Genomic DNA, 19,205 nt, shown 5'->3' on the forward strand with positions numbered 1-19,205 from the left:
AGGTTAGTGTAAGGCCGAGTTTTGAGATTGTCAGCGGGTTAGGCTGGTGAGCTCAAAAACCGTGCCCATGGCGTTCCAGCGTTGTCAGCCCGCTCCGGTAGGCGGGTAAGTTCCGCACGTACAACATTGTAGTAAGGCAACTTACTCAATTCGCATAATCAGCACTGTTGCTAGGCCATAATCCATAGTGACTTGGTCTTTGATAAGGTTTCTAATTATTGATTTCCGAAACGTGCGCCCAAAGCCAGTTGCTTCCGCTTAGCTACGGGGCAGTAACAATTGCAAAGAGCGCAATCATCACTGCCCCTAGGCTATGCTCGGCAACTCCCGGCTTTGGGCGCACTCTTAATGTTTAAAGAAGTTACAATAAATCCCGTCGCAGGCCTCTAAGAACATGCCGATTGCCATTAACTCCATTGCCAACATGTTGTGCATGGAAAAGACGAGGTAGAGTAGCACGGTATATAGAAGCAAGAAAAAGATTGCGGTAATTTTGGAACTAGCCATTGATAAATATCCCCCATAAAATCAATTTAGTGGTTAGATGGGGGACTCAACCCGTTCTCGGAAAGGACTGGTCGTAATGGATCGGCTAGTTATTGGCGAAATAAGTGCCCCAACGTACCCACCCATAATTCTAGCGCAGGTGATTTGGAATTAAAAATCGTATTTAAAGCAATGCTAATTATTTTAAGTTCGGATATTGCTTTTTACAAAACAAAATGATACGATTAAACACGTTGAAAATGATATAAACACGAACGTTTACGATTGTGCAATTACCGTTGAGGTTAATATCTGGAGGGAATCATGAATAAAATTGCGGCATATTTTAATTTTTCGGAATTGAAGACGTCAATGCGAACCGAAGTATTGGCGGGGTTAACGACCTTTGTATCGATGGCTTACATTCTATTTGTTAATCCGAGCGTTTTGGGCGCTTCGGGGATGGATAAGGGTGCGGTCTTCACGGCAACTGCCATTGCATCTGCAGTAGGCTGTTTATTGATGGGGTTGGTTGCTAAGTATCCAATCGCAATCGCACCAGGTTTAGGTGTCAATGCGTTCTTTACTTATTCAGTTGTTATCGGAATGGGTATCAAGTGGCAAACCGCTTTAGCTGGTGTGTTCGTCGCTGCTGTTATCTTCATGTTAATCACCATCTTCAAATTACGTGAAATGATTATTGATGCTATTCCACGTGACATGAAGTTAGCTATTTCTGCCGGAATCGGATTCTTTATCGCATTTATTGGGTTACACGGTGGTGGTTTGATCGTTGCGAATAAGTCGACGGTCGTTGGGTTAGGTTCCCTGAGTGTTGGGACAACTTGGTTAACCATCTTTGGTTTAATCGTGACGTTGATCTTGATGAGTCGTAAAGTTCCGGGTGGTATCTTTATCGGGATGGTCTTAACTTCTATTTTAGGACTAGCAACTGGCTTAATTAAAATGCCAAGCACGATCGTTTCCGCTGCACCTTCATTGAAGCCAACATTTGGTGTTGCATTAGCTCATATTGGCGATATTAACTCACTACAATTAATTATCGTTGTCTTAACGTTCCTATTAGTAACGTTCTTTGATACGGCCGGTACCTTAGTTGGTTTAGCCGAACAAGCCGGATTCATGAAGAACAACAAAATGCCTCGAGTTGGGAAAGCACTGATGGCTGACTCGACGTCAATGTTAGTTGGTTCCGTGTTAGGGACTTCACCAACGTCTGCCTACGTGGAATCATCTGCTGGGATCGCGGTTGGTGGTCGTTCTGGAATGAGTGCCGTGGTTACTGGGCTTCTATTCATCTTTGGTCTATTCTTCTCACCATTATTAAACGTGGTTACGGACCAAGTAACGGCACCTGCCTTGATTATTGTTGGGGTATTGATGGCTGAATCATTGAAGCAGATCAGTTGGGAACGGTTTGAAATTGCCGTACCAGCCTTCTTGACAGTGATTGGGATGCCATTGACTTACAGTATCTCAGATGGGATTGCTTTAGGTTTTATCTCTTACGTCATTACGATGGTTGCAACTAAGCATGCCAAGGAAGTTCACCCATTAATGTACGTATTGTTCTTCATCTTTATCCTGTTCTTGTGGATCTTAAATATATAGTGTTAATAAAATGTGGAAACGTCTGGGATGAAAATCCTGGGCGTTTTTTGTCGTCTAAATGGTAGTGGTGTAGTAGCCAATCGGCGTTCTGAAAAACGTACCTATTTTAGAGGAATGTTTATAAGTATGCGTTAGATTTGTCAGTGGGCAAGGCCGCATACTACAATTAAATGGTGAGTTAATGACGCATTTTTAGAATCAAAATTAGCATCATGACTAGGGGTAACTAAATAACTTACAAAAAGTAAGCGATTTTGATTGCATTTGGTAATGAAAACGTTTTATAATGACCTTGTTAAATAAATGAGTACCGAATAAATAGGATTAATTAGTTGAAGGGACGGGATTTTAATGACAAAGATGATTGCAGGGCAAGCGTTAGTTAAAGTATTGGAAGCATGGGGCGTGGACCATTTATACGGGATTCCCGGTGGTTCGATCAACCATACCGTGGAAGGATTGTACCTCGAAAAGGAACACATCGATTACATTCAGGTACGTCACGAAGAAGTTGGCGCTTTAGCCGCTGCTGCGGATGCCAAGTTCACTGGTAAAATCGGGGTTTCCTTTGGTTCAGCTGGTCCTGGTGCGACCCACCTCTTTAACGGTCTCTACGATGCCAAGATGGATCACGTACCTGTCCTAGCCTTAGTCGGACAAGTACCACAGCCAACGATGAATACGAACTATTTCCAAGAAATGGATGAAACACCAATGTTCAGTGACGTTGCCGTTTATAACCGGACCGTAACGACGGCTGCTCAGATTCCATATGTGATCAACCAAGCCATTCGTGAAGCTTACCGGCAAAATGGTCCTGCTGTTGTGATTATTCCGGAAGACCTGTCAGCTGAAGAGATTGATTACGAACCAGTAGCAACGCCAAATGTCGTTTCAAATACGTTTGAACAAAAGATTGATCCAGCAGCCATTACGGCTACGATGGACCTACTCAAAGCTGCTAAACATCCACTGGTCTATGCTGGTCGGGGACTCTTAGGTGCTCGTGATGAACTCGTTAAATTCAGTGAACAGTTCAATATTCCAGTTATGAACACTGTCCCAGCAACGGGTGTGATTCCAACGGATCATCCCAATGCGATTGGAACGTTCGGTCGTTTGGGGACTAAGTCTGGTTTTGAAGCTTTACAACATGCCGACTTGATCCTATTCTTGGGTTCTGAATTCCCATTTGCTGGTTTCTGGCCTAAGGGTATTAAGATTATTCAAGTCAACAACAACAGTTATGATATTGGTAAGATGGTTCCAGTTGATTACGCCGTGCTCAGTGATGCCAAGGCATACTTACAGGCGATGATTGCAACGGGTGAAACTTTACCAGTAACGCCATGGTTAACGACTAACCAGGAGAATAAACGTAATTGGGATGCTTGGATGAAACAGATTGCTGCTAACGATCAGGACGGTTTAGCACCAGAAGCTGTCATGCAAAAAGTTGCTAGCATGGTTGGTCCTAAGGATACTTACGGGGTCGATACCGGGAACGTCTCAGAATGGGCTGTTCGTGGCTTACCAATGGACAAGGATCAAAAGTTTGCGTTATCAGGTCTCTTTGCCACGATGGGCTTTGGGTTACCAGCTGGGATGGCCGGTGCGTTGAGCGTTCGCGATAGTCAGGCGTGGAGTTTCTCCGGTGACGGTGGCTTTGCTATGGTAGCACCAGATATTATTACGGAAGCACGTTACGAATTACCTGTCATCAACGTTGTCTTCAACAACCAACGCTTTGGTTTCATTTACCGTGAACAAGTCGACACGAAACAACATCTCTACGGTGTTGATTTGACGGATGCTGACTGGGCTAAGGTTGCAGAAGGTCTTGGCGGGATTGGCTTTACCGTTTCGAATAATCAAGAAGTTGAAACGGTCTTTGATCAGATTAAGGACTTACAGGCTAAGGGCAATAAGAAGCCAATTGTAATCAACGCGGTTATCAACAACGCTGATCCAATCGGGACGGCTTACATGCCATTAGATCCTAAACTTTATGGTCAAGAAGCAGTCGATGGGTTCGCTAAAGCCAACCACATCGACGTGCAGCAACAACCTTCACTAGGTGAATTGTTACGCGCACAGGGCGACAATTTATAGATTTAAACTTCACTATTAAATAAAGGCTTGTTCGCTTTTCGACGGACAAGCCTTTTTTGATTGGTTGTATTTGGATGTTAGCAATTGATTCCCGCCTACCGGGAGTTTCAAACCGCTGCCGGAACGTGGTGGACATCGATTTGAGCTTACGGAAAATCACCGCAATCTCAAATACGAGCCTTATGCTAACCGAGCAAACAACACTCGCCAAGCATAATTTCACCACTGGGCGCAGTTTGAAACTCCCTCACGGCTAGGATAGGTTGTGAAAATGAAATTTTGGATTACTAAACTGTAAATTCATTACCCATTTTTACAAATTAAAATACTTAACACATAACCAATTAGTTGGAGGTTTATGTATTAAGTATTTTTTTGAATGCATATTAATATGCCTGCTATAACTTGATATATTGAATTTTTAATATCGTTTAAATTGTGGTCTGATGAACCATAATCAGGTAAAGCGAAACTAGCCGAGAGGGGTGTCCAGACAATGCTCAGTGGTGAAATTATCGTTAGTCGGCGTTGTGTGCCGATTTACGATAAGGCTCGTATTGGAGATTCCACGGTGTTTGTGGGAGCTTCAATCGATGCCCACCACGTTCCAGCAATTGGCTGGGCACCCCGGCAGGCGGAAATAGAATACAAATATTAGACTTACGCTAAGCTAGTGTTGCTTTTGAGCCTTGGTCATCATTTTCTTGGCTTCGCAGTCGTAGTCGCACGCGGCGCACTTACCACGTTTAGCTCGTTGAATGACGTGATAGATCTGATAACCGGCGGCACCGATAATAAGTGCAATAATTAATAGATTAATGAATAAAGCCATGGGGATGGAACTCCTTTCAAATGAATAAACTGCCGACTTGATAGATGATCAAGGCCAGACCATAGGCGATGGCGAGGCTGGAGACAACGGAGTAGAGTGCCCACTTGGTTGATCCCGTTTCAGACTTGATGGTCCCGATTGTTGCAAAACAGGGAACGTATAATAGGATGAATACCAACGTCGCGTATGCCGATAATGGCGTGAAGTAGCGTGCCATCATGGCGATTAAGCCCGTTTGATTAGCGGTGTGGAACATGACCATCATGCTGGAACTGATAACTTCTTTGGCTAAGATACCAGTGAACAAGGCACTGATGACTTGCCAAGTGGTGATTCCTAGTGGCGCGAATAGTGGTAACAGGCCCTTACCTAGCATGGCGGCAAAGCTGTTGTCGATGTCGCTGACTAAGCCGGAAGTCCCGAATGAAGACAGTAACCAGATTAAGACCGTCCCGGCGAAAATAATGGTCCCGGCTTTTTTGATGAAGCCCTTCCCTTTATCCCAAGTTCCACGCCAGATAATATCTAAGCGAGGAAGGTGGTATTGGGGTAGTTCCACGATGAAAACCGAACTATCTTTGACGTTGAATAGAATCTGATAGATTTTAGCCATGCCCAATGCAACGGCAATCCCCAGAAAGTAAATCGAGAGGACAATCAAGGCTTGGTTACGTGGGAAGAAAGCGGCAACGAATAAACTGTAGATTGGCAAGCGGGCCGAACAACTCATGAATGGCGAAATCAGCGTGGTGATCAACCGTTCCTTGGGTTGCTCGATCGTTCTAGCAGCCATGATCCCAGTTACGTTACAGCCAAAGCCGATAATTAATGGAATAAAGGCTTTACCGTTCAGGCCGATCATCTGCATGATGCGGTCCGTAACTAGTGCCGCGCGTGCCATGTAGCCGGAATCTTCCAGTAGCGAAATACAGGCGAAGAGCACGAAAATTTGCGGTATGAAGACTAAGACCCCGCCGACTCCGGCAATCAAACCGTTGACTACCAGTGATCTTAGAATTGGAATCGCACCGGCCGCTGTCAGTAAATGGCTGGCAGTGGTGGAGACTGGTCCGGATAAAAAGCCGTCCAGTAAGTCTGACATTGGCGTTCCCACCCAGTCAAAGGACAGTTTGAACATCAGGAAGAAAATCCCCACGAAGACGGGTAAACCTAATAATGGATGGGTAATCCACTTGTCGATTTTCGCCGTCATTTGAATGTGGCTGGTGCTGGCGATGTTTTCGCTCGCTTGGTTCAAAGTCTGTTCGATGAAGGTCAAGCGCGTTTGGAAAATCTGGTCGTCGAATTTTTGGGCGTCGTAGTAGGCTGCCTGTGACATTAATGGTGTCAGCTGCATGTGCTTAGCGTAGGCTCGAATACTCTTATTCTGATTGATAAACTGGATCGTCAACCAGCGAGCGAAGTCAGCCGTTAAGTCGAAGTCACTGACTAGTTGCTGGCTGGCTTGGCGAATTGCCTGCTCAATCATGAAGGGGTAGGTGAGTTGTAACTTTTTGCCAGTGGGTTGCGGTCCCTGTAATAAGGCAGTTCGTAAGTCGTCAAGACCTTCCTTGTTACGGGCGTTAGTGGCTTTGACCTGACAGCCGAGCTGCTCGGTCAATGTGTCGAAGTCGTAGTAGTGACCGGTCCGTTTCAAATCATCGATCATATTGAGCGCAATGATCACGGGGGCGCCAAATTCTAAGACTTCAATCGACAATAGTAAGTTACGTTTGAGCTGACTGGCATTAGTCACGTTTAAGACGAGGTCGGGACGGTTCGTTAGCAGATAATTTGTTACGACAGCTTCGTCCTTAGTGATTGGGCTGAGCGAATAGACACCGGGTAAGTCGACCACTTCAATTTCGGAGTGTTTGATCTTACCCATTTTCTTTTCAACGGTAACGCCAGTCCAATTACCGACGTAGGCGTATTTGTCGGTTAATTCATTGAATAACGTGGTTTTACCCGTATTGGGATTACCAAGTAACGCAACGGTGGTCATACTAGTCGCCCCCAATCAACGTCTGGAAAACAGTATAACGAATCCCGATTTGTTGTTGATTGACGTTGATGATGACCGGGCCGTGGAACGGATAGAAGCGGACGGGGACTAAGGCGCTGCCCACCGTTAGGCCAAGACTATGCAGTCGTTGAACGGTCTGCTCATCCAGACCGGTGAATTGTTGAATATGTAAGGGAGCGGTAGTGGGTGTAATGGCAGTTTGACTTAACATGGTTGGTCGTCCTTCCTGAAATATTCCAAATACGAATAATCATCAAAAATTTTATACCCTCATTCTAGCATGAAAGGGCTTTTATAGATATGATAAAAGTTATATTTCCTTTTAAAATGAAAACGGTTATAATTTAAGTGTGCAAAGAGAAAGGCTGGTTTAACGGCTTTTCAATTCAGGGCGTTAATGGTTATGATTATTCTTATATACGATAGGAATAACGACCGGCATACTTAATTCAAATTTGGAGGATGATTTAAATGGCAACCTTAGAAGTTAAAGATTTACACGTTGAAATAACGGATGATGAACAACAGAAGTCGCGCGAAATTCTGAAAGGCGTTAACTTAACCATGAACACTGGCGAAATTCACGCCATTATGGGACCTAACGGAACTGGAAAGTCGACGTTGTCACAGACGATCATGGGCCAACCAGCTTACCACGTCACACAAGGAGATATCTTGTTGAATGGCGAAAGCATCATTGAGATGCCCGTTGATGAACGCGCACGTAAAGGGCTGTTCTTAGGCATGCAATATCCAGCTGAAATTCAAGGTGTTACTAACGCTGAATTTTTACGAGCAGCGATGAATGCACGCCGGGCTGACGATGACCAGATCTCAGTCATGGCTTTCTTGAAGGAATTAGATAAGAACTTAGCATTACTAAATATGAGTGAATCCATGACGGAACGTTACTTAAACGAAGGATTTTCTGGTGGTGAAAAGAAGCGTAACGAAATTCTACAACTACTCATGATCAAGCCATCCTTTGCTTTGCTTGATGAAATTGATTCTGGCCTGGATATTGACGCCTTACAAGTGGTTTCAAAAGGGGTTAACTCAATGCGCGGTGACAACTTTGGTTCATTGATCATTACGCATTACCAACGTTTGCTTAACTACATTGTTCCAGACGTTGTCCACGTTATGATGGGTGGCAAGATCGTTAAAACTGGTGGTGCCGAATTAGCTCAGATGCTTGAAAGCGAAGGGTATGCTGGTTTACGCGACGATTTGGACTTAGACGTTAAACTCGTCGACGAAGACTAGGAGGTTCGCAAGATGGAAGCAATTGCTGATTATAAACAATTAAAAACGTCGGTAGCCGCTGCTGCCAGCGAATACGGTGAACCTGAATGGTTAGTTGAACGGCGAGTTGCCGCGATCGACCAAATGGCTACCCTAGCACTGCCCAAAGCCAATCGCTTCAGTATCCGTGACTGGCCGCTGACACCAACGGATCAACCACTGATCAGTTCTTCAGATCAAAGTTTGACGGCTGATGTGCAGATGGAAGCCGAACACGTCCAACTCGTGCAGGTTGGTTCAACAACGGTGATGGTTAACTTACCTACCGAATTAGCTGATCAAGGGGTTATCTTGATGGATCTGATGACGGCAATTAAAAAGCAGCCTGAATTAGTTCAACAGTATTTGATGACGGTGATTAAGTCGGATGAAGACCGGTTAACGAGTTATCACGAAGCTTTCTTGAATGCTGGGGCTTTGCTCTACGTCCCCAAAGGTGTGACAATCAAGCAACCGATCGAAATCAATACGGTACAAGATAGCACTCGGGAACAACCACTAGTTGCCCACGTGTTGATCATTGCTGAAGATAATAGTCATTTTTCAGTGACCCATCACTTAACAACTAAGGGCGACGTGGCCAATGTTGCGAATGTACTAGTTGAAATTCAGGCACGGGCAGACAGTGAAGTCCATTATTCAGCCTTTGATGAATTAGGTGCTAATACCATGGCTTATATGAACCGACGGGCAACAATCGCTCGTAACGCTAAGGTCGATTGGGCCATCGGGATGATGAACGACGGCAAGACCTTTGGCGATTTCGATTCCGATTTAGTTGGTGAAGGCGCGAAGTCCGATGCTAAAGTAATTACGGTCACGACTAAGGAACAGAATGTCTGCATCAATACTCGTGTCACCAATCGTGGTAAGAAGACGACCGGGAATATCGTGCAACGGGGCGTTATCATGGAAAAATCAAACTTGATCTTCAATGGTATCGGCCACATTATCCATGGGGCTTCGGGTGCTCACGCTGAGCAAGAAAATCGGGTCTTAATGATGTCGAATGACGCGCATGGTGATGCTAACCCAATTCTATTAATTGATGAAAATGACGTTTTGGCCGGTCACGCAGCTAGTGTCGGTCAAATTGACGAAAAGCAAATGTATTACTTAATGAGTCGTGGAATCGACAAGGCACAAGCCCAACGATTAGTTATCCGGGGATTCCTCAGCACGGTGATTGGTGCGATTCCAGCTAAACCGGTTCGGGACCGACTAACCAACACGATCGAAAGGAAGCTTGAAGATGGCATCGAACTTTGAGGCGTTACACGCAGATTTTCCAATCTTAGATCAAACGGTCAATGATGAACGACTCGTTTATCTCGATAACGCCGCAACGGCTCAACGTCCTAATCAAGTGGTTCAAGCACTGGTTGATTTTTATCAACACGACAATGCTAATGTTCATCGCGGTGTGCACACCTTAGCGGAACGAGCAACGGCTGACTATGAAGCTGCGCGCGGTAAAGTCAAAACCTTTATCAACGCGGCGGATACCGTTGAAATCATCTTTACTAAGGGCACAACGGACGGTCTAAACTTGATTGCTAGTACCTATGGCGAAGCTAACGTTAATGCTGGCGATGAAATTGTGATTTCGATTATGGAACACCACAGTAACTTGATTCCATGGCAACAACTGGCGATTAAGAAGCACGCCACGCTGAAGTTTATCGGACTGACAGCTGATGGCGAGCTGGATATGGCGGATGCCGCTGCTAAGATCACGGATCACACTAAGATTGTGGCGATTGCCCATGCTAGTAACGTGATGGGTACGGTCACGCCAATCAAAGAGTTGGCTGAATTAGCACACCAACACGGAGCCGTAATGGTTGCGGATGGTGCTCAAGCCGTGCCGCACATGCCTGTTGATGTGCAAGACTTGGATGTCGATTTTTATGCCTTTTCTGGGCATAAGATGTTGGGGCCAACGGGTATCGGTATCTTGTATGGCCGTAAAGCTTTATTACAAGCAATGCCACCATATCAATATGGCGGTGAAATGATTGGTTTCGTCCACCAGCAGAGTAGTACTTGGGCAGAGTTACCGTGGAAGTTTGAAGCGGGCACCCAAAATATTGCGGGTGCGATTGGTTTAGGCGCAGCGGTCGATTACTTAACGAAATTGGGAATGGTGAATGTTCAGAAACATGAACAAGAATTAGTCGCGTACCTATTACCTAAGCTGATTGCGATGCCGGGTATCACAGTTTATGGCCCTCAAGATCCAGCCAAGCATACCGGTGTACTTGCGTTTAACTTGGAAAACTTGCATCCACATGATGTGGCAACGGCCCTTGATATGGAAGGGATTGCCGTTCGTGCCGGTCACCACTGCGCACAGCCGCTGATGGAAGCGTTGGGCCTTGTGGCAACTGCTCGGGCTAGCTTCTATATCTATAATACGCAAGCTGACGCGGACCAATTATTAACGTCACTCCAAGCAACGAAGGAGTTTTTCAATCATGGGACTATCTAAATTAAGCGGTTTGTACCGTGAAGTGATCTTGGATGCCGCTGATCACCCGCACCATAAACGGGCGTTGACCAGTGCCACCCATACGATTACGTTAAAGAACCCGACTTGTGGGGATGTTATCAACTTATCCGTTCAATTAGATGATGCCGACCTGATTCAAGACATTGGTTTTACGGGTGAAGGCTGCACGATCAGTCAGGCTTCAGCTAGTATGATGACCGACGCTGTATTGGGTAAATCAAAGGAGGACGCTTTGACCATGGCCAAGACGTTCTCAGATATGGCAATCGGTAAGGAACATTCACAAGCGGATATGGATGAATTACAAGACGCCGCAATCTTATCAAACGTGATGCAATTTCCAGCGCGAATCAAATGTGCCACCTTATCTTGGTGGGCACTTCAGCGAGCGTTATTGGCAGAACACGGCGGCAATGAGGAGGAATCAGAAGTATGAGCGAAATACCTGACGTGGTCGCAAATGACCGCGATTATGAATATGGATTCCATGATGATGTAAAACCAGCGTTTTCAACGGGACGTGGCTTAACCGAAGAGACAGTCCGTGAAATTTCTGCAGCTAAAAATGAACCCCAGTGGATGCTGGATTACCGGCTTAACGCGTATCATGAATACTTGAAGATGCCGTTACCACCATTTGGTCCAGATTTAACTCAATTGGATTTAAAGAACATGTTGTACTACCAGAAAATGACGGATAAGAAATTCCGTGATTGGGATGAAGTTCCTGCTGATTTGAAGAAAACCTTTGATCGACTAGGGGTTCCAGAAGCAGAACGGAAATACTTGGCCGGTTCTTCAGCACAGTATGAATCAGAAGTGGTCTACCATAATATGCGTGAAGACTTTGAGAAGCTAGGTATTATCTTCACTGATACGGATACGGCTCTACACGACTATCCAGAACTCTTTAAGAAGTGGTTCGGTAAGTTAGTTAAGCCATCTGATAACAAGTTCGCAGCTTTGAACGCAGCGGTTTGGTCTGGTGGTTCCTTCATCTACGTTCCGAAGGGTGTCCAGACGAAGACCCCTATTCAATCGTACTTCCGTTTGAATGCTGAAAACTCAGGACAGTTCGAACGTACGTTGATCATTGTTGAAGACGGTGCCAGCGTGGATTACGTTGAAGGCTGTACGGCGCCAAACTATTCTTCTGACAGTTTGCATGCTGCCGTTGTTGAAGTGAACGTTGAACGTGACGCTTACTGTCGTTACACAACCATTCAAAATTGGTCTAACAATGTCTACAGTTTGGAGACTAAACGAGCCGCCGCTGCCGAAAATGCCACGATGGAATGGGTCGACGGTAACTTAGGTTCTAAAGTAACGATGAAGTACCCTAGCGTTTATTTAAATGGTGAGGGTGCTCGAGGAACCATGTTGTCGATTGCGGTTGCCAGCAACGGGATTCACCAAGACTCTGGTGCCCGGATGATTCACAACGCTAAGAACACGTCTAGCTCAATCGTTTCCAAGTCGATTGCAAAAACCGGTGGTGCCACCGATTACCGTGGGACGGTTCGGTTCACTAAGAAGTCTGAAGGGTCTAAGGCACACGTTGAATGTGACACGATCATCATGGATGATCAGTCATCATCGAATACGATTCCTTATAACGAAATCGACAGTGCTAACGTTGCGATGGAACACGAAGCTAAGGTTTCAAAGATTTCTGAGGAACAACTCTACTATTTAATGAGTCGTGGTATTTCGGAAGCCAAAGCAACCGAAATGATCATCATGGGCTTCGTGGAACCATTCACCAAACAACTTCCAATGGAATACGCGGTTGAACTGAACCGCTTGATCAGTTTTGAAATGGAAGGGTCGATTGGATAGTATTAGTATCTAAATTGCACGTTTATTTCCGCCTGCCGGGCACTTTTAATCGCTGCCGGAACGTGGTGGGCATCGATTTGGGCTTACGGAAAATCACCGCAATCTCAAATACGAGCCTTATGCTAAATGAGCACACAACGCTCATCAAGCATAATTTCACCACTGGGCGCGATTAAAAGTGCCCTCACGGCTAGACTGATTTTAAAAATAGTTGATGATTTATTTCAAGTAGCATTGGCTAATTATTCTGTCGATGCTACTTGAAGTGTGATTACAGGGCTTTACGGGCAAGGATATTAGACGATGATTCTAGCCGTGAGGGGTGGTCCGACAATGCTCAGTGATGAAATTATTCTTAGTCGAATGTGGGTTTCATTTGGCTTAGAATAAGGCTCGTATTGAAGATTGCAGCGTTTTTGGCTGTGAGCTTCAATCGATGCCCATCACGTTCCAGAAATTGGCGGGCCACCCCGGTAGGCGGCAGTGAACCGGCGTAACCATGATATAATTAAGCTAATAATAAGTTATTAAAGAGGGGGCATGTCGTAATGGCAGCAGATTTTGAGGAAGTAGCCGCTTTGTCACCCGTGGAAGATGCGGTGATGAAGTCACTTGAAGGGGTCATTGATCCTGAATTGGGCGTGGATATTGTGAACTTAGGCTTGATTTATGGTGTTAAGGTGACAACTGAGGGTAACTGTACCGTAACAATGACGCTGACAACGATGGGCTGTCCCTTAGGTAACGTACTGGCAGGACAAATTAGCCAAGCAGTTTTGAGTGTCGCTGACGTTAAAGCCTGCGAACTCGACTTAGTTTGGGAGCCTGCCTGGGATATGAGTAAAATGACGCGCTTTGCAAAGGTCGCGCTCGGCATTCACGGTTAGTGATTAGAAACGGGGTTAAGCGGAATGGATATTAAAAAATTTGTGGCTCAACGCAAGGCCCTGCAGATATCGCAAGTGAAATTGTCGGCGGGAATTTGTACGCAGGCCACGTTGAGTAAGTTTGAACGACAGGGGCGGGTACCTTCATTGGCAATCTTGGAACAACTCTGTGAACGGTTAGGTTTAACCGTGGATGAGCTCAATGCGGATGATGCGAGTTCAGTTGCTCGGTTGCGCCAACGACTCGATGAGATTGAGCGGCAATTGATGATGGAAGATTACCAAACGGTGTTGCAGGCACTTACCGCCATGCCAATTGAACAGTTGACGGCAGTTCCGTTGCGGTTACAGTATTACTATTTGCGTGGGATGCTACGGTCCTTAATCAATGGTTCGGCTAGTGACGTGTGCTTTGATTTTTCACAGATCTTAGACGATTTAGATCATGCACACGAGACGATTTTTACACCGCTAGCTTACGTGGGCTTGGGGATTATGTATGGTCGTTTGGGCACCCTCACAAAAGCACAATTCTACTTTGATCTTGTGCATGATTACGTGGAGGAAGCCTTAACCAGTGTTAGCAGTCGGGATTATTTACGACTGTTGACGTTGATCTTCTATACTGCCGAATATGATGCTACAGTTGACCAGTTTGCAAGTAGCGATCGGTTGCTTACTGCTGGGATCGACTTGTGCTCGACGGAACACGTCACGTACTACTTGCCCCGTTTAAAGTATTTGGCAGCGGAAAATGCAGTCAGACAGCAGCTTGATGAAACAGTAATTGAACAATTGATGAGTGAGACCCTGGCGTTTGCGCGGATCAATCACGATCAAGTGGTCGAAGTTAAGTTGGCAGCCTTACGACAACGTTATACTGAACAAGTAAACAATTAATGAAGACTAAAAAATCGTCCTGCACATTATAAAGTGCGGGACGATTTTTAATTGGACAGGTATTCTTAACTGATCAATTACTTGTTAAAACTGTCATCCTCAACGTCGCGGATAAACTGTTTCAAGTTGCCGAAGTAGACTGGTGGGTTGTCGATCATGTGATGATGACCACCATTTGGCGTGGTAACTAAGCGTGAATTAGGAATGTCACGAGCCATCCGCCGTGCGGAGTCGAGTGGCATCGTTTCGTGTTCACCGAAAGTTAGCAGGGTTGGGACCTTAATGTTGTGGATCTGGTCACGAACATCCCAATCCTTCAATTTACCAGTAATGACGAATTCGTTATCACCTTGAAAGGCGTTGTAGACGGGGGTTGCCATGGTACTGATCAAATGACGAATTGATTTTGGTTGCTTGCGATCAACGTAACCGGCGTTCAAAACGTCCACGTATTCTTGGTACTGAGGATCGTCCCAGTTGCCTTCACGTTCTTTTTGTTTCATATAAGCTACGGCATCAGCAGGAAGGGCCTCTTCACGACACTTATTAACGTTGACGACGTATTCGTCGATGTTGTCGACCATGCTTGAAATAATGGCACCCGTAAGGTGTTGGCCGTATTTCAGTGCGTACATCATGGTCAAAGCACCACCCCATGATTGACCGATTAAGTAGAAGTTATCCAAGCCTAATTTTTGCCGGACTTCTTCAACTTCATCTAAGAAATAGTCGTAAGTGAGGTATTTAGCTGCGATTTCTGGATCAGAGTAATCAGGTTGGTCGGAATAGAATGAACCAAGTTGATCGTACATTGAAACTTGCACACCTAAGTCTGCTAGTTCAGCACCGAAGTTTTCCCAGTATTCATGACTGCCACCGGGGCCACCATGTAAGCAAAGTAGTTGGATGTCGCCTTCACCCTGAGTATTGGTCCATAAATGGTAGCCATTATCCAATGTGATGATAGTTGTTCCTTGTTTCAAATGATCACCTAATTTCTAAAGATTTTAGTTGTATTTTACCACTGATAACGAAGTGCGGTCAAAGTCGCTAGGACTCGATTACAGGATAATAAAGGCTTTCTGTGATGATTTGCAAGTGGGGTGCTAAGTAGAATTTCGGCATAAAATCTCCGCCTAATTAGCTAAACTGACAGTTACAGTAAAATGTAATATTACAATCTTTTTGAATCAATTGCGGTTCGCTAATCAATATGAAATAATGGGTTAACTAATTGAAAATGGGGATAGTATTGATGATAGATCCAAGTGCAGTTTTACGTGCTTTAATGCGAATAGCGCCTGAGTATTGTTCGCGGGAGCAACTGGCTACTGAGCTGAACGTAAGCCCTGCAATTATCGTTGACACTATCCAAAGTTTACAAGCGTCAGGCTACCACATTGAAGAACGCCATGACCGAAGTTACCGTTACGTGGCTAACAATCAGTTGAGTGCCCCCGTTATTGAATCGGGACTGACCACGGCAATACCATTTGAATTGCGCATCTTGCCCACGGTTGATTCGACGAATGCGTATTTGAAACGCCAAGTTATGCAGTCACCGCTAACGAAGCCTTTAGTAGTCGTGGCGGATACGCAGACGGCCGGTTACGGACGCTCTGGACGAGCATTTTATTCCCCTGAGCAAACTGGCATTTATCTGAGTATTGGTTTGCCAATTGCTGACCAACAATCATTCGACGCTGGTTTGTTAACGACAAGTACGGCGGTGGTTGTCGCGGAAACGTTACAGCAACTCTTTGCAGTTCCAGTAGCGTTGAAATGGGTCAATGACGTGTTGGTTAATCAGCATAAAGTCGTTGGTATTTTGGCTGAAGGAGTCACTGCCCCTGAGACTAGTCAACTAACGGCAGTTGTAATTGGCATTGGTATTAACTTGACCACCAAAGCTTTTCCAGCTGATTTGGCAAGTAAGGCTGGAGCGGTTGTTACGAAGCAGGTGGCTGTGACTCGTAATCAAGTGATTCAAGAATTATTGCGCCGTTTTTTTGAGCGTTATCCAACGTATCGGACTGGTGATTTTATGCCAGTGTATCGACAACTGTCAATGGTTATCGGTCAGCAGGTAGCGTTAAAGGCCGGTGATCAAACTTACCGTGGTCAAGTCGTGGATATTGACCAAACGGGTGCGCTAGTGGTCCGTCTAGCTAATGGTAGCCTCCAGCGCTTCACTTCTGGTGAGATTACTAAGGTGAATTTAGCGACTGGAGCTTATCGCGGTTAAGCTCTGTAAGCTGAATTTATTAACAAAGTGAAATAAATGGTCCGATTGATGATTGAAATTAATGAGGCAACACTTTACCGGTTTATACTGTAGTATAGTGGTATGTAATATCATTGAAAGATTGTTTAGGCCGATATGTTTTTTTGAAAAGTAAAACCTTAACAATATGGGGATTTCAAGGAACTAGTAAAGAGGTAAGTCTATTTTATAAATTATATTTAAATTAAGCTGAAAGTTATGGATTTCAGTTTAACTGTAAGTAATATACAGTTAATAAAAATAATTAATGAAGGTTCGATAATACTGGTCAACAGACTCACTTACATACTATAGTAAGGTTGTTGAAACACTAATGGGTTAGGCGTAAGGCAATTATTCAAGGAGTAAAAGGGAAATGAGCAAAAATTTACAGGACGTAAACATGGACCGGACGATGAGTCGGATGAATCGAACGAGCCGACACCGAATGAATCCGCGCCGTTATATTACGGGGTTTGACGGTATTCGGACCTTGGCGGTTTTGGGGGTCATCATTTATCACTTAATGCCAGCCTCGTTACAAGGTGGGTACTTGGGAGTGCCAATCTTCTTTGTGGTTTCTGGTTACCTGATCACGGATATCTTATTACAGGACTTATTAGAGCGTGGCAGCATCAGAATTGGTCGTTTTTACGGGCACCGGATGCGGCGATTGTACCCGGCATTCGTGACAATGCTGTTAGCAACGACAACTTACATTACGTTATTTCAACGATCGTTGCTAACCAATATTCGAGCGACTGTCATGACGAACTTAGTGTACGTCTACAATTGGTTTGAAATTAATCATGGTCAGAGTTATTTTGATCGTTTTAACGGAGAATCACCGTTCACTCATTTATGGTCACTTTCAATTGAAGGACAGTACTATCTGTTCTGGCCACTGATTATTGGACTGTTACTGATTGTTTTCAAGAAACGCTCCCATGTCTTTTGGTTCATGATGGCAATGGCAGGAATCTCTGCCTTAACGATGGCTATCTTATATGATCCAGCAAATACGAACCGAGTTTATTATGGGACGGACACACGGATGTTTGCCATTCTGTTGGGTTCTGGTTTAGCCTTTATCTGGCCATCACGAGAACTGTCAGCTGGCATTGCTAACGTTAATCGACTCACCCTAGACGTTGTAGGTGGGGGCTCGTTAATTGCCATTATTTGGATGTTCTTCAAGATGTCTGGGCAATCAGCGTTTACTTATCGTGGTGGAATGTTGATCTTTACGATTCTATCAACGGTACTAGTAGCGACGGTCGTTCATCCTGGTAGTCATATGAACCGGTTCCTGACTAATCCGGTCTTTACTTATATTGGTCAGCGTAGTTACGGGATTTACTTGTATCAATTCCCAGTCATGATTTTTTATGAGAATAAGGTCAAAAATATCGGGAATAACCCGCTATTGAACAGCTTGATTGAAGTGGCCTTGATTTTAGTCGTGACGGAATTGAGTTACCGCTTCATCGAAAATCCAATGCGCCACTATGATTACAGCAAGTTATGGGTTGATTTCCGTGACTTCGCTCGTAATCCCAAGCTCAATCGGGTATCCGCTACGATGACGGTTTTAACCACGCTATTATTTGCCATTACGGCGGTGGGCTTTGTTCAACAGCCAAGTAAGGCGGATGCAACGAAGCAAACGGCTTTACAGAAGACCATCACAGCTAATACTAAAACGGCCGATAAGAAGAACGCTGCAGCTTTGAAACAGCAACAAGCAGCAGCGAAGGCCTCTTCTAAGAAAATCGAAACGGATAAACTTGAAACTAAGCAGGCCGAAGCTAAGCTGAATGATAAGCAGAAGCAAGTTGAAAAGACTTACAACTTGAAGCCGCAAGTCGTCCTAGCGATGGCTAATACTGATTTAACCGCGATTGGGGATTCCGTTCTGCTAGACGTTTCGTCCGATTTACAAGATGCAATCCAGGGACTGTGGTTCAGGGACGCGTAGGTCGGCAGGTAACTGAAGTGCCAGGTATTATTAGTTCGCTGAAATCTCAAGGTCAGTTAGCCCACAACGTGCTGATCAATATCGGGACGAACGGGACGATTACTAATGATCAGGCTGAACAGGTTATCAATGCCATTGGTACGGATCATCAGATCTTCTGGGTTACGGCCCACGTTCCAACGCAGAGCTGGCAAAATTCGGTGAATGCTCAGATCAAGAAGACTGCGAGCGCGCACAGTAATGTTCACGTGGTGGACTGGTATCAACGAGCGTTGAACCAAAGTAGCTGGTTTGCAAGTGACAATGTGCATCCTAGCCCAGCTGGTAATCGTCAGTTAACCAACTTGATTGCTAGTCGGATTGCTGAAGTTAATAATAAATAGTATGAATTAACTAGTATTCCTAGTAACTGATAATTATCAGTTATTAGGAA

The 19,205-nt window shown here is 44.9% G+C and carries 16 protein-coding genes and 1 pseudogene; 12 read left to right on the forward strand and 5 right to left on the reverse strand.

The window, feature by feature from the left end:
- Window positions 1-345: 345 nt before the first annotated feature.
- The gene (locus ACG95_RS14335; RefSeq protein ID WP_152668269.1) at window positions 346-507 is read right to left on the reverse strand and encodes a hypothetical protein; all 162 of its coding nucleotides are present in this window, start codon (window positions 505-507) and stop codon (window positions 346-348) included.
- A gap of 303 nt (window positions 508-810) precedes the next feature.
- On the opposite strand from ACG95_RS14335, the gene ACG95_RS02915 reads away from it, so the two are divergent.
- The 3 genes from ACG95_RS02915 to ACG95_RS14500 all read left to right on the forward strand — a co-directional run bounded on the left by ACG95_RS02915 (window position 811) and on the right by ACG95_RS14500 (window position 4,888).
- A complete protein-coding gene (locus ACG95_RS02915; protein WP_047999069.1) occupies window positions 811-2,118 on the forward strand; it encodes an NCS2 family permease in 1,308 nt (435 codons plus the stop codon).
- Between the two features lie 351 nt (window positions 2,119-2,469).
- Complete coding sequence (locus ACG95_RS02920) at window positions 2,470-4,230, forward strand: thiamine pyrophosphate-binding protein (protein WP_047999070.1); 1,761 nt, start codon at window positions 2,470-2,472, stop codon at window positions 4,228-4,230.
- 496 nt (window positions 4,231-4,726) lie between these two features.
- Window positions 4,727-4,888: a hypothetical protein gene (locus tag ACG95_RS14500; protein WP_160300357.1), complete on the forward strand. Its 162-nt coding sequence runs from the start codon at window positions 4,727-4,729 to the stop codon at window positions 4,886-4,888.
- A 12-nt stretch (window positions 4,889-4,900) separates the two neighbouring features.
- Here ACG95_RS14500 and ACG95_RS14135 read toward each other — a convergent pair whose 3' ends face one another.
- The 3 genes from ACG95_RS14135 to ACG95_RS02930 are packed head-to-tail and all read right to left on the reverse strand — an operon-like array spanning window position 4,901 to window position 7,299.
- Window positions 4,901-5,062, reverse strand: a complete 162-nt coding sequence (locus tag ACG95_RS14135) for a FeoB-associated Cys-rich membrane protein (protein ID WP_082137285.1) — start codon at window positions 5,060-5,062, stop codon at window positions 4,901-4,903.
- A 16-nt stretch (window positions 5,063-5,078) separates the two neighbouring features.
- Complete coding sequence (gene feoB / locus ACG95_RS02925) at window positions 5,079-7,067, reverse strand: ferrous iron transport protein B (RefSeq protein ID WP_047999071.1); 1,989 nt, start codon at window positions 7,065-7,067, stop codon at window positions 5,079-5,081.
- A gap of 1 nt (window position 7,068) precedes the next feature.
- Window positions 7,069-7,299 (reverse strand): FeoA family protein, encoded by a 231-nt coding sequence (locus tag ACG95_RS02930; protein ID WP_047999072.1) that lies wholly within the window; start codon window positions 7,297-7,299, stop codon window positions 7,069-7,071.
- A gap of 260 nt (window positions 7,300-7,559) precedes the next feature.
- On the opposite strand from ACG95_RS02930, the gene sufC reads away from it, so the two are divergent.
- The 7 genes from sufC (at window position 7,560) to ACG95_RS02965 (ending at window position 14,531) form a co-directional block, all read left to right on the forward strand.
- The gene (gene sufC, locus ACG95_RS02935; protein ID WP_047999073.1) at window positions 7,560-8,354 is read left to right on the forward strand and encodes a Fe-S cluster assembly ATPase SufC; all 795 of its coding nucleotides are present in this window, start codon (window positions 7,560-7,562) and stop codon (window positions 8,352-8,354) included.
- 12 nt (window positions 8,355-8,366) lie between these two features.
- Window positions 8,367-9,662: a Fe-S cluster assembly protein SufD gene (sufD, locus tag ACG95_RS02940; protein WP_047999074.1), complete on the forward strand. Its 1,296-nt coding sequence runs from the start codon at window positions 8,367-8,369 to the stop codon at window positions 9,660-9,662.
- Complete coding sequence (locus ACG95_RS02945; RefSeq protein WP_047999075.1) at window positions 9,646-10,884, forward strand: cysteine desulfurase; 1,239 nt, start codon at window positions 9,646-9,648, stop codon at window positions 10,882-10,884. Before sufD ends, ACG95_RS02945 begins: the two co-directional genes overlap by 17 nt.
- Window positions 10,871-11,341, forward strand: a complete 471-nt coding sequence (gene sufU / locus ACG95_RS02950) for a Fe-S cluster assembly sulfur transfer protein SufU (protein WP_047999076.1) — start codon at window positions 10,871-10,873, stop codon at window positions 11,339-11,341. The genes ACG95_RS02945 and sufU overlap by 14 nt, the downstream gene beginning before the upstream one ends.
- The gene (gene sufB / locus ACG95_RS02955) at window positions 11,338-12,744 is read left to right on the forward strand and encodes a Fe-S cluster assembly protein SufB (RefSeq protein ID WP_047999077.1); all 1,407 of its coding nucleotides are present in this window, start codon (window positions 11,338-11,340) and stop codon (window positions 12,742-12,744) included. Before sufU ends, sufB begins: the two co-directional genes overlap by 4 nt.
- A 548-nt stretch (window positions 12,745-13,292) precedes the next feature.
- Complete coding sequence (locus tag ACG95_RS02960; RefSeq protein ID WP_047999078.1) at window positions 13,293-13,631, forward strand: metal-sulfur cluster assembly factor; 339 nt, start codon at window positions 13,293-13,295, stop codon at window positions 13,629-13,631.
- Between the two features lie 24 nt (window positions 13,632-13,655).
- On the forward strand, window positions 13,656-14,531 hold the full coding sequence (locus tag ACG95_RS02965; RefSeq protein WP_047999079.1) for a helix-turn-helix domain-containing protein: 876 nt from the start codon (window positions 13,656-13,658) through the stop codon (window positions 14,529-14,531).
- 77 nt (window positions 14,532-14,608) lie between these two features.
- Here ACG95_RS02965 and ACG95_RS02970 read toward each other — a convergent pair whose 3' ends face one another.
- A complete protein-coding gene (locus ACG95_RS02970; RefSeq protein ID WP_047999080.1) occupies window positions 14,609-15,514 on the reverse strand; it encodes a proline-specific peptidase family protein in 906 nt (301 codons plus the stop codon).
- A 272-nt stretch (window positions 15,515-15,786) separates the two neighbouring features.
- Between ACG95_RS02970 and ACG95_RS02975 the strand changes: the two genes are divergently transcribed.
- Both ACG95_RS02975 and ACG95_RS02980 read left to right on the forward strand, forming a co-directional pair.
- Window positions 15,787-16,776 (forward strand): biotin--[acetyl-CoA-carboxylase] ligase, encoded by a 990-nt coding sequence (locus ACG95_RS02975; RefSeq protein WP_047999081.1) that lies wholly within the window; start codon window positions 15,787-15,789, stop codon window positions 16,774-16,776.
- A gap of 394 nt (window positions 16,777-17,170) precedes the next feature.
- Window positions 17,171-19,155: pseudogene (locus ACG95_RS02980) on the forward strand (acyltransferase family protein).
- Window positions 19,156-19,205 lie beyond the last annotated feature (50 nt).

Origin of the sequence: Lactiplantibacillus herbarum, from assembly GCF_001039045.1 — a bacterium.
Taxonomy (GTDB): Bacteria; Bacillota; Bacilli; order Lactobacillales; family Lactobacillaceae; genus Lactiplantibacillus; species Lactiplantibacillus herbarum.